Source organism: Pseudomonas sp. HMSC063H08, from assembly GCF_001813645.1.
Taxonomy (GTDB): Bacteria; Pseudomonadota; Gammaproteobacteria; order Pseudomonadales; family Pseudomonadaceae; genus Pseudomonas; species Pseudomonas aeruginosa.
The window spans coordinates 35803-48928 of the sequence record NZ_KV813599.1; the positions used below are offsets into that span (position 1 = coordinate 35803).

General features: G+C 65.5%; 10 protein-coding genes. 7 read left to right on the forward strand and 3 right to left on the reverse strand.

Features of this window, described 5'->3' with window-relative positions; genetic code table 11:
* Positions 1 to 110 precede the first annotated feature (110 nt).
* The gene (locus HMPREF2924_RS28745) at positions 111 to 1487 is read right to left on the reverse strand and encodes an L-serine ammonia-lyase (RefSeq protein WP_003136285.1); all 1377 of its coding nucleotides are present in this window, start codon (positions 1485 to 1487) and stop codon (positions 111 to 113) included.
* 463 nt (positions 1488 to 1950) lie between these two features.
* Here HMPREF2924_RS28745 and HMPREF2924_RS28750 point away from each other — a divergent pair, with 463 nt between their 5' ends.
* From HMPREF2924_RS28750 to choV, 3 genes are read left to right on the forward strand one after another with little or no spacing between them, the layout of a single operon-like run.
* Positions 1951 to 2889: a choline ABC transporter substrate-binding protein gene (locus HMPREF2924_RS28750; protein WP_003104841.1), complete on the forward strand. Its 939-nt coding sequence runs from the start codon at positions 1951 to 1953 to the stop codon at positions 2887 to 2889.
* A gap of 41 nt (positions 2890 to 2930) precedes the next feature.
* Complete coding sequence (gene choW / locus HMPREF2924_RS28755) at positions 2931 to 3770, forward strand: choline ABC transporter permease subunit (RefSeq protein WP_003096692.1); 840 nt, start codon at positions 2931 to 2933, stop codon at positions 3768 to 3770.
* Positions 3771 to 3773: 3 nt separating this feature from the next.
* Positions 3774 to 4952, forward strand: coding sequence for a choline ABC transporter ATP-binding protein (choV, locus tag HMPREF2924_RS28760; RefSeq protein ID WP_003096690.1), 1179 nt, complete (start codon positions 3774 to 3776; stop codon positions 4950 to 4952).
* 216 nt (positions 4953 to 5168) lie between these two features.
* Here choV and HMPREF2924_RS28765 read toward each other — a convergent pair whose 3' ends face one another.
* Positions 5169 to 6719 (reverse strand): BCCT family transporter, encoded by a 1551-nt coding sequence (locus tag HMPREF2924_RS28765; RefSeq protein WP_003122396.1) that lies wholly within the window; start codon positions 6717 to 6719, stop codon positions 5169 to 5171.
* A 332-nt stretch (positions 6720 to 7051) separates the two neighbouring features.
* On the opposite strand from HMPREF2924_RS28765, the gene betI reads away from it, so the two are divergent.
* From betI to betA, 3 genes are all read left to right on the forward strand, one after another.
* Positions 7052 to 7645, forward strand: coding sequence for a transcriptional regulator BetI (betI, locus tag HMPREF2924_RS28770; protein WP_003096684.1), 594 nt, complete (start codon positions 7052 to 7054; stop codon positions 7643 to 7645).
* A gap of 60 nt (positions 7646 to 7705) precedes the next feature.
* Positions 7706 to 9178 carry a betaine-aldehyde dehydrogenase gene (gene betB, locus HMPREF2924_RS28775; RefSeq protein ID WP_003111336.1) on the forward strand — a complete coding sequence of 491 codons (1473 nt, stop codon included), beginning with the start codon at positions 7706 to 7708 and terminating at the stop codon, positions 9176 to 9178.
* A 135-nt stretch (positions 9179 to 9313) separates the two neighbouring features.
* Complete coding sequence (gene betA, locus HMPREF2924_RS28780; protein ID WP_003136284.1) at positions 9314 to 10999, forward strand: choline dehydrogenase; 1686 nt, start codon at positions 9314 to 9316, stop codon at positions 10997 to 10999.
* 45 nt (positions 11000 to 11044) lie between these two features.
* On the opposite strand, the gene HMPREF2924_RS28785 is transcribed toward betA, so the two are convergent.
* Positions 11045 to 11449 (reverse strand): acyl-CoA thioesterase, encoded by a 405-nt coding sequence (locus HMPREF2924_RS28785; RefSeq protein ID WP_003096677.1) that lies wholly within the window; start codon positions 11447 to 11449, stop codon positions 11045 to 11047.
* Between the two features lie 287 nt (positions 11450 to 11736).
* Between HMPREF2924_RS28785 and HMPREF2924_RS28790 the strand changes: the two genes are divergently transcribed.
* Entirely contained in the window at positions 11737 to 13053 is a 1317-nt protein-coding gene (locus HMPREF2924_RS28790; protein ID WP_003096675.1) for an MFS transporter, read from the forward strand.
* The last annotated feature ends 73 nt before the right edge of the window (positions 13054 to 13126 follow it).

The window sequence follows — 13126 nt, forward strand, 5'->3', positions numbered from 1 at the left end:
AACGACGGGCGGCGAGCCGTTACCCCGCAGTGTGACGGATGGCGACCGCCCGGTCACGCGTCATATGCGCCAAAAAGTGGCGTCTCGATCGTTTCGTGAGCAATTCCGGTTCAGCACTCGATGGCGTTCACCGCCAGGCCCCCGCGCGAGGTTTCCTTGTACTTGTCGTGCATGTCGGCGCCGGTGTCGCGCATGGTGCGGATCACCTTGTCCAGCGAGATGAAATGCTGGCCGTCGCCGCGCAAGGCCATTTGCGCCGCGTTGATGGCCTTCACCGCGGCGATCGCGTTGCGCTCGATACAGGGCACCTGGACCAGCCCGCCAACCGGGTCGCAGGTCAGCCCGAGGTTGTGTTCCAGACCGATCTCGGCAGCGTTCTCGACCTGCGCCGGGGTGGCGCCGAGGACTTCCGCCAGGCCGGCGGCGGCCATCGCGCAGGCCGAGCCGACCTCGCCCTGGCAGCCGACCTCGGCGCCGGAAATCGAGGCGTTCTTCTTGCACAGGATGCCCACCGCGGCGGCGGCCAGCAGGTAGTCGACGACGTCGCGGTCCTGGGCGTCGGGATTGAACTTCATATAGTAGTGCAGCACCGCCGGGATGATCCCCGCCGCGCCGTTGGTGGGCGCGGTGACCATGCGTCCGCCGGCGGCGTTCTCCTCGTTCACCGCCAGGGCGAACAGGTTGACCCATTCCATGGCGCTGAGGGTCGAGCCGATCACGTTGGGCTTGCCGATCTCCTGCAGGTTGCGGTGCAGGCGCGCGGCGCGGCGTTGCACGTTGAGCCCGCCGGGAAGGATGCCTTCGTTGCGCAACCCGTTGTCGACGCAATCGCGCATCGCCTGCCAGATGCGCCGCAGGCCTTCGCGGATATCGGTCTCGCTGCGCCAGATGCGTTCGTTGGCCAGCATCAGCTCGGATACCCGCAGGTTGTGGCGCTTGCACAGCAGCAACAGTTCCTCGGCGCTGGAGAAGTCGTAGGGCAGCACCGTGTGGTCCTGGTCGAGCTGTCCCGAGGCGGCCTGTGCCGCATCGACCACGAAGCCCCCGCCCACCGAGTAGTAGGTCTCCTGGTGCAGTTCGTCTTGCTCGCCGTAGGCGACCAGGGTCATGGCGTTGGGGTGGTAGGGAAGGTTCTCGTCGAGCAGGCGCATGTCGCGCACCCAGTCGAACGGTACCGCCACGCGGCCGTCCAGTTGCAGCAGGCCGCTATCGAGCAGCGCGGCCATGCGCGGGGCGATCTGGGTCGGGTCGATACGATCCGGCCATTCGCCCATCAGGCCCATGATCACCGCGCGATCGGTGCCGTGGCCGACGCCGGTGGCGGACAGCGAGCCGTACAGGCGCACTTCGAGACGCCGCACCGCCGACAGCGCCTGGCGTTGGCGCAGGGCAGCGGTGAACAGCGCGGCGGCGCGCATGGGGCCGACGGTATGCGAACTGGACGGGCCGATACCGATCTTGAAAAGGTCGAACACACTGATAGCCATGCCGGCCTCCGGGATTGCCGCGGCATCCGTGCCTGCGTAGTGGGGGTGGCGGCTCCTCCGCCCGCGATTCCTGCGCATCATCGGGCTTTCCCCGAGGCGGGCCGCATCCGCCACCGACCCGGCCATGTCCAAAAGCGCCGCGTCCGCGCCCGGATCGGGGAACCTCTGCGGCCGGGGGGCGTCTGCACCTGCACGGCGTCGGAATGAGAACGGGCTCGCGCCGCTCCGAAAACGGCATCCGCTGGTCGCCGGCAAAGACCACTATGATTGAATGCGACACAGCGGGTACTGAATGCGACCCCGCCTGCACTGGTTGCGACCCACCCTGTAGGCGACGGATGCGTCCTGTTTCATGATCGTTCACGAATTGCCCGCTGAGGGCCGCTACCGGTCGGCCCGATACAGACAGACCGCCGCGCCCTTCGGGGTAGCGCCGGCGCCTTACCCTGCAGAGGAGTTCGCTATGAAAGGTTGCAAGTCTTGGCTGCTGGCCGTGTCTCTGTGCGCACCGCTGGCAGCCCAGGCCGCGGAGCCCGAATCCTGTGCGTCGGTGCGTTTCGCCGACGTCGGCTGGACCGACATCACAGTGACCACCGCGGTCACCCGCCAGGTCCTCGAGTCCCTCGGCTACAAGACCAAGGTCAATCTGCTCTCGGTGCCGGTGACCTACCGCTCCCTGGCCAACAACGACCTCGACGTATTCCTGGGCAACTGGATGCCCACCATGACCAACGACATCAAGCAGTACGCCGAGAAAGGTACGGTCGAGACACTGCGCGCCAACCTGGAGGGCGCCAAGTACACCCTGGCGGTTCCCCAGTACGTCTACGACGGCGGCCTGCGCAGCTTCGCCGATATCGCGAAGTTCTCCGACAAGCTGGGCAACAAGATCTATGGCATCGAGCCGGGCAACGACGGCAACCGCGTCGCCCAGAGCATGATCGACAAGAACGCCTTCGAACTGGGCAAGTTCAAGTTGGTGGAATCCAGCGAGGCGGGCATGCTCTCGCAGGTGCAGCGGGCCATCCGGCGCAACCAGTGGGTGGTGTTCCTCGGCTGGGAGCCGCACCCCATGAATACCCGCTTCCAGATGAAGTACCTGGAAGGCGGCGACGACTTCTTCGGCCCCAACTATGGCGGCGCGACCATCTACACCAACGTGCGCAAGGGCTACGCCCAGGAGTGCGCCAACGTCGGCCAACTGCTGAAGAACCTCAGCTTCACCCTCGAGATGGAGAACAAGCTGATGGACGCGGTACTCAACGAAAACAAGAAACCCGAGGAAGCCGCTAAGGCCTGGTTGAAGGATCACCCGGAACAGCTGGATGCCTGGCTGGCCGGTGTCACCACCCGCGACGGGCAGCCTGCCGCAGCCGCGGCCAAGCTGGCGTTCGCCAAGTAGGCGACCGGTCGTTCATTTCCCGCTCTTGATGGACCCTGATTATGTTCCTGACTGATCACAAGCTCCCGCTGGGAGAGCAGATCGCCGGTTTCGTCGACTGGCTGACCCTGCATGGCGCATCGTTCTTCGACAAGATCTCCGACACCCTGGAGTTCCTCATCCATGGCGTCACCAACGGCTTGCTCTGGTTCAACCCGTTGGTGCTGATCGCCTTGCTGGTAGGGCTGGTGCATTTCATCCAGCGCAGCTGGGGGCTGACCGTGTTCGCCCTGGCCTCGTTGCTGCTGATCCTCAACCTGGGCTACTGGCAGGAGACCATGGAAACCCTCGCCCAGGTGATATTCGCCACCCTGGTGTGCATCGCCGTGGGCGTGCCGCTGGGCATCGTCGCCGCGCACAAGCCGTGGTTCTACACCGCGCTGCGGCCGTTGCTGGACCTGATGCAGACGGTACCGACCTTCGTCTACCTGATCCCGACCCTGACCCTGTTCGGTCTCGGCGTGGTGCCGGGCCTGATCTCCACGGTGATCTTCGCCGTCGCCGCGCCGATCCGCCTGACCTGCCTGGGTATCCAGGACGTTCCGGCGGAGCTGCTCGACGCCGGCAAGGCCTTCGGCTGCTCGCGCTGGCAACTGCTCACGCGCATCGAGCTGCCGCACGCGATGCCGAGCATCGCCGCCGGCATCACCCAATGCATCATGCTCTCCCTGTCGATGGTGGTGATCGCCGCGCTGGTCGGCGCCGATGGCCTCGGCAAGCCGGTGGTGAACGCGCTGAACACCGCCGACATCTCCCTCGGCTTCGAAGCCGGCCTGGCCATCGTCCTGCTCGCCATCCTGCTCGACCGGGTGTGCAAGCAGCGCGCCGTGAAGGGGAAATAAGCCATGACCGCGATCCGATTCGACCATGTGGACGTCATCTTCGGCACCCACACCAAGGAAGCCCTGAAGCTCCTCGACCAGGGCCTCGGCCGCGCCGAGATCCTCAAGCGCACCGGCCAGGTGCTCGGCGTCGAGGACGCCTGCCTGGACGTCAACCGCGGCGAGATCTGCGTGCTGATGGGACTTTCCGGCTCCGGCAAGTCGAGCCTGCTGCGCTGCATCAACGGCCTGAACAAGGTCAGCCGCGGCAAGCTGCTGATCGAGCACGAAGGTTCGCAGGTGGACATCGCCAACTGCTCGCCGGCGACCCTCAAGGCCATGCGCACCAAGCGCATCGCCATGGTGTTCCAGAAGTTCGCCCTGATGCCCTGGCTGACGGTGGCCGAGAACGTCGGCTTCGGCCTGGAGATGCAGGGCCGTCCGGCCGCCGAGCGGAAGAAGCTGATCGACGAGAAGCTCGAGCTGGTCGGTCTCTCGCAGTGGCGCGACAAGCGTCCCGACTCGCTCTCCGGCGGCATGCAGCAGCGCGTCGGCCTGGCTCGCGCGCTGGCGATGGATGGCGACATCCTGCTGATGGACGAACCGTTCTCCGCCCTCGACCCGCTGATCCGCCAGCAATTGCAGGACGAACTGCTGGTGCTGCAACGGCAACTGCACAAGACCATCGTGTTCGTCAGCCACGACCTCGACGAGGCGCTGAAGATCGGCACCCGCATCGCGATCATGAAGGACGGCCGGATCATCCAGCACGGCAAGCCGGAAGAGATCGTGCTGAGCCCCGCGGACGACTACGTGCGTACCTTCGTCGCCCATACCAACCCGCTCAACGTGCTGTGCGGCCAGAGCCTGATGCGTGGCCTCGACCAGTGCATCCGGCAGAACGACGAGATCTGCTTCGACCAGGGCCGCGACTGCTGGATCGGTCTCAGCGAAGGCGACGTGCTCAAGGGCGCGCGCCAGGGCAGCAACGTCATCGACCTGCAACGCTGGCGCCAGGGCGACCCGGTGGAGAAGCTGCGCCGCGAACCGACCCTGGTGGATGTCAGCATCCGTATGCGCGATGCCCTGCAGATTCGCTACCAGACCGGCCACAAGCTGGTTCTGCAGGAGCAGGACAGGGTGGTCGGGGTGCTCGGCGACAGCGAGCTGTACCACGCGCTGCTGGGCAAGAACCTCGGCTGACCCCCAAGGCCCGCTCGGGGCCGCTGCGAATGCCCGGCGCTGCCGGGCATTCGCGTTTATCCTCCGCGCTTTTTCCGTCTGTTCTTCCTTTCGCACGCTCCCGCGCGCCGGTTCCTGCGGCATGCGACGGGCGCCGGGCGGCAGAAAAGAAAGGCCCGGCGAAACGCCGGGCCAAGTACGCACCTGATTGGCGAGGGCGCCCTAGCGGCGCCGGATTCAGGTCTGGTGCTGGGTTGGCGCCGGCACTGGCTGGTAGGTGCGGCGGTCGCCGACCTGGGCCTCGTAGTCGGCGCGCATGGCCTTGTGCAGGCCGAACATGAACAGGATCAGCACCGCCGAGAACGGTAGCCCGGCGAGCACCACGACGGTTTGCATCGCCGTGAAGTTGCCGGCGAACAGCAGGCCGATGGTGACTAGCGTGACGACGGCCGACCAGAGGATGCGCAGCCAGTTCGGCGCGTCCTCGTCCAGCTCGCCGCCGCTGCGCGAGAGATTGGCCAGCATCACCGAGCCGGAATCCGCCGGGGTGAGGAACAGCACGAAGCCGACGAAGATCGACAGGCCGATGACGATCTTCGACAGCGGATAGTGTTCCAGCAGCAGGTAGATCGACATCGACGGCTGTTCCAGCGCGGCCTTGCCCAGGTCGGTCGCGCCGTGGTTCATCACCAGGTCCAGGGCGCTGTTGCCGAATACCGACAGCCAGGCCAGGGTGAAGCCCAGCGGGATCAGCAGCACCCCGCAGACCAGTTCGCGCACGCTGCGACCACGGGAGATGCGGGCGATGAACATACCGACGAAGGGCGCCCAGGAAATCCACCAGGCCCAGTAGAACAGGGTCCACAGGCCCAGCCATTCCTCGCTCTTGCCGGCGCCGGCACCGGTGTAGACGTAGAGGTCGAAGGTCTTCAGCACCAGGCCGTCGAGATAGTCGCCGAGGTTCTGTACGAAGCCGTTGAGCAGTTCCAGGGTCGAACCGCAGACCAGCACGAACAGCAGCAGCGAGCTGAACAGCACGATATTCAGGTTGGACAGCCGGCGGATGCCTTTCTCGACACCGGAGACCGCCGCCAGGGTGGCGACCAGGCTCATCACCAGGATCACCGCCAGCAGGGTGCCTTTGCTGTGCGGCATGCCGGTCAGGTACTCGAGACCGGACGACACCTGCAAGGCGCCGATGCCCAGGTTGGTCACCAGCCCGAGAAGGGTGACGAAGATGCCGAAGCAATCCACCGCGTGGCCCGCGGCGCCTTTCACCCAGCGCTCGCCGAGGATCGGATAGAGCGCCGAACGCAACGCCAGCGGCTGGCGATGGCGGTAGGCGAAATAACCGACGGCGAGGCCGACCAGGGCATAGATCGCCCAGCCGTGCAGGCCCCAGTGGAGGAAGGTCAGTTGCAGCGCCTGGCGCGCCGCCTGAGGGCTGCCGGGAACGCCTTCGGGCGGGTGGTAGAGGTGGTCGATCGGCTCGGATGCGGCGAAGTAGAGCAGCGAGATGCCGATCCCGGAGGAGAACAGCATGCCGGCCCAGGCGCCGTAGCTGAAGTCCGGCTTTTCATGCTCCTCGCCGAGCTTGAGGGTGCCGAAGCGCGAGAAGGCCACCCAGGCGACGAAGAACAGGTAGGCGCCGATGGCCAGCATGTAGTACCAGCCGAAGCTGTGCGACAGCCACGCCTGGATGCGGCCGAGCAAGGCTCCGGCGCTGTCGGGATAGAGGATGAGGGCGGCGGTCAGAACCAGGATCAGTGCGGTCGAGCCGAAGAACACGATCGGATTCAGACGTACCTGCTCGTTTGTTTTTATTGGCGAAGCAGTACTCATTGGAGGATGACCCCATGGCAGTGAAAGCATGGCGGCTTATGGCCGCGGACTACAGACACAGCATTGCCACCCCACTTGAAGCCCGGATTCTGCGATCCTTGGCGGACTTCGGCGACGAGGTGATGAACGGCGCGGGCCAGGTTGCACGCAGGCTGGGAGCCGCTCATGGACGCCGAGCTTATTCTTAGTTGATTGAACGTTCAATAAAAACAAAATAGACTGGCCACCAATGACGTCGGTCGGTGCCCGCACGCACCCATCGACGAGAGGAGATAGCAATGCCCAAGGTCGGTATGCAGCCCATCCGCCGCTCGCAACTGATTCACGCCACCCTGGAGGCGGTCGATCAGGTCGGCATGGGAGACGCCAGCATCGCCCTGATTGCCCGCCTGGCGGGTGTTTCCAACGGCATCATCAGCCACTACTTCCAGGACAAGAACGGCTTGCTGGAAGCGACCATGCGGCACCTGCTCAGCGCCTTGAGCAAGGCCGTACGCGAACGCCGCGCGGCGCTCTACGACGACAGTCCGAGGGCGCACCTGCGAGCGATCGTCGAAGGCAACTTCGACGACAGCCAGGTCAATGGTCCGGCGATGAAGACCTGGCTGGCGTTCTGGGCGACCAGCATGCACCAGCCGGCACTGCGTCGATTGCAGCGGGTCAACGACCATCGCCTGTATTCGAACCTGTGCTACCAGTTCCGCCGCCAGCTCTCGGCGGACGACGCCCGCGCCGCGGCACGCGGCCTGGCGGCCCTGATCGACGGCCTGTGGTTGCGTGGCGCGCTGACCGGCGACGCCTTCGATACCGACGAGGCCCTGAACATCGCTTACGACTACCTCGACCAGCAGTTGGCAAAACAGTCGGGGTAGGGACGAAAACCCCCGCGGCGCCGCCTTGCGCCTGCGATACCGATAAGAGAGGACTGCAACATGGCCCGATTCGAAGAACAGAAGCTCTACATTGGCGGTCGCTACGTGGAGGCCAGCAGTGGCGCCACCTTCGAGACCATCAACCCGGCCAACGGCGAAGTGCTCGCCAAGGTCCAGCGGGCTTCCAGGGAAGACGTCGAGCGGGCCGTGCAGAGCGCCGTCGAGGGGCAGAAGGTGTGGGCGGCGATGACCGCCATGCAGCGCTCGCGCATCCTCCGTCGCGCCGTCGACATCCTCCGCGAGCGCAACGACGAACTGGCCGCCCTGGAAACCCTGGATACCGGCAAGCCGCTGGCGGAAACCCGCTCGGTGGACATCGTCACCGGCGCCGACGTGCTCGAGTACTACGCCGGCCTGGTCCCGGCCATCGAAGGCGAGCAGATTCCCCTGCGCGAAACCAGTTTCGTCTACACCCGCCGCGAGCCGCTGGGCGTGGTCGCCGGCATTGGCGCCTGGAACTACCCGGTGCAGATCGCCCTGTGGAAATCCGCCCCGGCCCTCGCTGCCGGCAACGCGATGATCTTCAAGCCCAGCGAAGTCACCCCGCTGACTGCCCTCAAGCTGGCCGAGATCTACACCGAGGCCGGCGTGCCGGACGGCGTGTTCAACGTGCTCACCGGCAGCGGACGCGAAGTCGGCCAGTGGCTGACCGAGCACCCGCTGATCGAGAAGATCTCCTTCACCGGTGGCACCTCCACCGGCAAGAAAGTCATGGCCAGCGCTTCCAGCTCGTCGCTGAAGGAAGTGACCATGGAGCTGGGCGGCAAGTCCCCGCTGATCATCTTCCCCGACGCAGACCTCGACCGTGCCGCCGACATCGCCGTCATGGCCAACTTCTTCAGCTCCGGCCAGGTCTGCACCAACGGCACCCGGGTGTTCATCCACCGTTCCCAGCAGGCCCGCTTCGAAGCCAAGGTACTGGAGCGCGTGCAGCGCATCCGTCTCGGCGACCCGCAGGACGAGAACACCAACTTCGGCCCGCTGGTCAGCTTCCCGCACATGGAAAGCGTGCTCGGCTACATCGAGTCCGGCAAGGCGCAGAAGGCTCGCCTGCTGTGCGGCGGCGAGCGTGTGACCGATGGAGCGTTCGGCAATGGCGCCTACGTCGCGCCGACCGTGTTCACCGATTGCCGCGACGACATGACCATCGTCCGCGAGGAAATCTTCGGCCCGGTGATGAGCATCCTGGTCTATGACGACGAAGACGAGGCGATCCGCCGCGCCAACGATACCGAGTACGGCCTCGCCGCCGGCGTCGTGACCCAGGACCTGGCCCGCGCCCACCGCGCCATCCATCGCCTGGAAGCCGGCATCTGCTGGATCAATACCTGGGGCGAGTCGCCGGCGGAAATGCCGGTCGGCGGTTACAAGCAATCCGGTGTCGGTCGCGAGAACGGTCTCACCACCCTGGCTCATTACACTCGCATCAAGTCCGTGCAAGTGGAGCTGGGCGACTACGCCTCGGTGTTCTGAGCCTCGACGCAGCGCTCGAACCCCTAACCAGGCCGGTCCCAGGCAACGCTCCCTGACACCGGCCATTCCGAACTTCCAGACACCGGCGCGCCAGCGTCGCGGCCGGTGTCATGCCGAGAAAAGAGGAAGGCCTGCATGTCCCAGGAATTCGACTACATCATCATCGGAGCCGGCTCTGCCGGTAACGTACTCGCTACCCGCCTCACCGAAGATGCCGACGTCAGCGTCCTGCTGCTCGAAGCCGGCGGTCCCGACTACCGCTTCGACTTCCGCACCCAGATGCCGGCGGCCCTTGCCTTCCCGCTGCAGGGGCGGCGCTACAACTGGGCCTACGAGACCGACCCCGAGCCCTACATGAACAACCGCCGCATGGAGTGCGGTCGCGGCAAGGGCCTGGGCGGCTCCTCGCTGATCAACGGCATGTGCTACATCCGCGGCAACGCCCTGGACTTCGACGGCTGGGCCAAGGAGCCGGGCCTCGAGGACTGGAGCTACCTCGACTGCCTGCCGTACTTCCGCAAGGCGGAAACCCGGGACATCGGCCCCAACGACTACCATGGCGGCGACGGCCCGGTCAGCGTGACCACGCCGAAGGCCGGCAACAACCCACTGTTCCATGCGATGGTCGAGGCCGGCGTGCAGGCCGGCTACCCGCGAACCGATGACCTCAACGGCTACCAGCAGGAAGGCTTCGGCCCCATGGACCGGACCGTCACCCCGGAGGGCCGTCGCGCCGCCACCGGGCGCGGCTACCTGGACCAGGCCCGCGGCCGGCCCAACCTGACCATCGTCACCCACGCCCTGAGCGACCGCATCCTGTTCAGCGGCAAGCGCGCCATCGGCGTCTCCTACCTGGTGGGCAACGGCGACAACCCGGTCACCGCCCACGCCCGCCGCGAAGTATTGGTGTGCAGCGGCGCGATCGCCTCGCCGCAATTGCTGCAACGCTCCGGCGTCGGCCCGGCGGCCCTGCTGCGCGACCTGGACATCCCGGTGGTGCATGACCTGCCGGGCGTCGGCGCCAACCTGCAGGATCACCTGGAACTCTACCTGCAGTACGCCTGCAAGCAGCCGGTGTCGATCTACCCGGCGACCAAATGGTGGAACCAGCCGGCCATCGGTGCCCAGTGGCTGTTCCTCGGCAAGGGCCTCGGCGCCAGCAACCAGTTCGAGGCTGGCGGCTTCATCCGAACCCGCGAAGCGTTCGAATGGCCGAACATCCAGTTCCATTTCCTCCCGGTGGCGATCAACTACAACGGCAGCAAGGGCGTGCAGGAGCACGGCTTCCAGGCGCACATGGGCTCGATGCGCTCGCCGAGCCGCGGGCGCATCCACCTGAAGTCCAGGGACCCGCGCCAGCATCCGAGCATCCTGTTCAACTACATGTCCCACGAGCAGGACTGGCAGGAGTTCCGCGACGGCATCCGGCTGACCCGCGAGATCATGAACCAGCCGGCGCTGGACCCCTATCGGGGCCGCGAGTTGAGCCCAGGGGTGAACGTGCAGTCGGACGCCGAACTCGACGAGTTCATCCGCAACCATGCGGAGACCGCTTTCCACCCATCCTGCTCGTGCAAGATGGGCAGCGACGACATGGCGGTGGTCGATGGCCAGGGACGGGTCCATGGCATGGAAGGACTGCGAGTGGTGGATGCGTCGATCATGCCGCTGATCATCACCGGCAACCTCAATGCCACCACCATCATGATGGCCGAGAAGATCGCCGACAGGATCCGCGGTCGCCAGCCGCTGCCGCGCAGCACGGCGAAGTACTACGTGGCCGGGGATGCGCCGGTACGCGGCAACCCCGTGCGGGCCTGAGGAACGCGCAAACAAGAACGCCGGCGATAGCCGGCGTTCCTGCGTCTAGCCCCGGCGTGGCGGGACCGGGCGGGTGCGCCCGCTGCCATCGATGGCGACGAACACGAACACCGCCTCGGTGACTTTGCGCCATTCGCTGGACAGCGGGTCGTCGCTCCACACCTCGACCAGCATGCGGATCGAGCTGCGACCGACTTCCAGGGTCTGGGTATAGAAGGAAAGCTGGGCACCTACCGCGACCGGCACCATGAAGGCCATGCGGTCGATGGCGACGGTGGCGATACGGCCGCCGGCGATCTTGCTGGCCATGGCGGTTCCCGCCAGGTCCATCTGGGATACCAGCCAACCGCCGTAGATATCGCCGAAACCGTTGGTTTCGCGCGGCAGCGCGGTAATCTGCAAGGCCAGGTCTCCCTGGGGAATGGGGTCTTCTTGTTCAAGCTCGATCATAGGTAAGGGCCTCGTGCCCCCCGGATTTCTTGTTCAAGCGCGGTTTAGGGGAAAACTCTCCCAAAACGCCTGCCGGTGCAAGGTCTTGGGACAGCTTTCAGAGGCGCCCGGGCATTATATAGAGGAGTAGGGCGGCCGACGACCGCCCGGTTCTCTCTTCGACCGACTGTGTGGACATTCGTCGATTTGCTATGGTTTCGCTCCTGCGTCCCCGGGTCGCAGGTCGACACGCCTGCCGGTCGAACCCCGCTCATGCTTGCTGAACGAATAAAGAGAACAATCCCGACATGCCATCCGCGAATGCTCCCGAGGCGCCGGCCCAGCGTCCATTGACCCGCAGCGACTACAAGACCCTGTCCCTCTCCGCCCTGGGTGGAGCGCTGGAGTTCTACGACTTCATCATCTTCGTGTTCTTCGCCACCGTGGTCGGCAAGCTGTTCTTCCCGGCGGACATGCCGGAATGGCTGCGTCAGTTGCAAACCTTCGGCCTGTTCGCCGCCGGCTACCTGGCGCGGCCGCTGGGCGGCGTGATCATGGCCCACTTCGGCGACCTGCTCGGGCGCAAGCGCATGTTCACCCTGAGCATCTTCATGATGGCGGTGCCGACCCTGATCATGGGCCTGCTTCCGACCTACGCGCAGATCGGCATCTGGGCGCCCCTGGCGCTGCTCCTGCTGAGGGTGATCCAGGGCGCCGCGATTGGCGGGGAGGTACCGGGGGCCTGGGTCTTCGTCGCCGAGCATGTACCGGCACGGCATGTCGGTTATGCCTGCGGGACGCTGACTTCCGGCCTGACGGCGGGCATCCTGCTGGGCTCGCTGGTGGCTACTGCGATCAATAGCTTCTATAGCGCGACAGAGGTGCAGGACTACGCCTGGCGGATACCCTTCCTGCTCGGCGGGGTGTTCGGCCTGTTCTCGGTCTACCTGCGCCGCTGGCTGCACGAGACGCCGGTATTCGCCGAGCTGCAGCAACGCAAGGCACTGGCAGAGGAAGTGCCGTTGAAAGCGGTGGTCCGCGATCATCGTGGCGCCGTCCTGGTGTCGATGCTGCTGACCTGGGTGCTGTCGGCCGCGATCGTGGTGGTCATCCTGATGACCCCTACCGTTCTGCAGAGCGTATACGGCTTCGATGCCGCCACGGCGCTCAAGGCCAACAGCCTGGCGATCGTCTGCCTGACCCTTGGCTGCATCGTCGCCGGGCGCATGGCGGATCGTTTCGGCGCGGGGCTGACTTTCGTCGCCGGTAGCGTGCTGCTGGCGCTGGTGTCCTGGAGCTTCTACGGCAACCTCAAGGCCCACCCGGACTGGCTCTTTCCTTTATATGCACTGACCGGCTTCTTCGTCGGCATCGTCGGCGCCGTTCCCTACGTGATGGTCAATGCGTTCCCACCGGTTGTGCGTTTCTCCGGCCTGTCCTTTTCCTACAACCTGGCCTACGCCATCTTCGGTGGGCTGACGCCGATGGCGGTGGCCCTGCTGCTCAAGCAGAGCCCGATGGGGCCGGCTTACTACGTGGTCACTCTGTGCCTGGTCGGCTTCCTCGTCGGGCTCTACCTGCTGGCGCAGAAAAAGCCGGCTGGCGAGGCGGTTTCGGTGGGCTGAAAGCGCTTCCGGCGGTTATGTGAATTATTTTTGAAATAATCGTTGACGCCAGTTTCTATCTCCCTATAATGCG

Bases quoted from the DNA above. Each gene is read 5' to 3' on its own strand.
- betI (WP_003096684.1), top strand. From the start codon at position 7,052: ATGCCCAAGGTCGGTATGCAGCCCATCCGCCGCTCGCAACTGATTCAC.
- choV (WP_003096690.1), top strand. From the start codon at position 3,774: ATGACCGCGATCCGATTCGACCATGTGGACGTCATCTTCGGCACCCAC.
- HMPREF2924_RS28790 (WP_003096675.1), top strand. From the start codon at position 11,737: ATGCCATCCGCGAATGCTCCCGAGGCGCCGGCCCAGCGTCCATTGACC.
- HMPREF2924_RS28785 (WP_003096677.1), bottom strand. From the start codon at position 11,449: ATGATCGAGCTTGAACAAGAAGACCCCATTCCCCAGGGAGACCTGGCC.
- HMPREF2924_RS28750 (WP_003104841.1), top strand. From the start codon at position 1,951: ATGAAAGGTTGCAAGTCTTGGCTGCTGGCCGTGTCTCTGTGCGCACCG.
- HMPREF2924_RS28745 (WP_003136285.1), bottom strand. From the start codon at position 1,487: ATGGCTATCAGTGTGTTCGACCTTTTCAAGATCGGTATCGGCCCGTCC.
- betA (WP_003136284.1), top strand. From the start codon at position 9,314: ATGTCCCAGGAATTCGACTACATCATCATCGGAGCCGGCTCTGCCGGT.
- choW (WP_003096692.1), top strand. From the start codon at position 2,931: ATGTTCCTGACTGATCACAAGCTCCCGCTGGGAGAGCAGATCGCCGGT.
- betB (WP_003111336.1), top strand. From the start codon at position 7,706: ATGGCCCGATTCGAAGAACAGAAGCTCTACATTGGCGGTCGCTACGTG.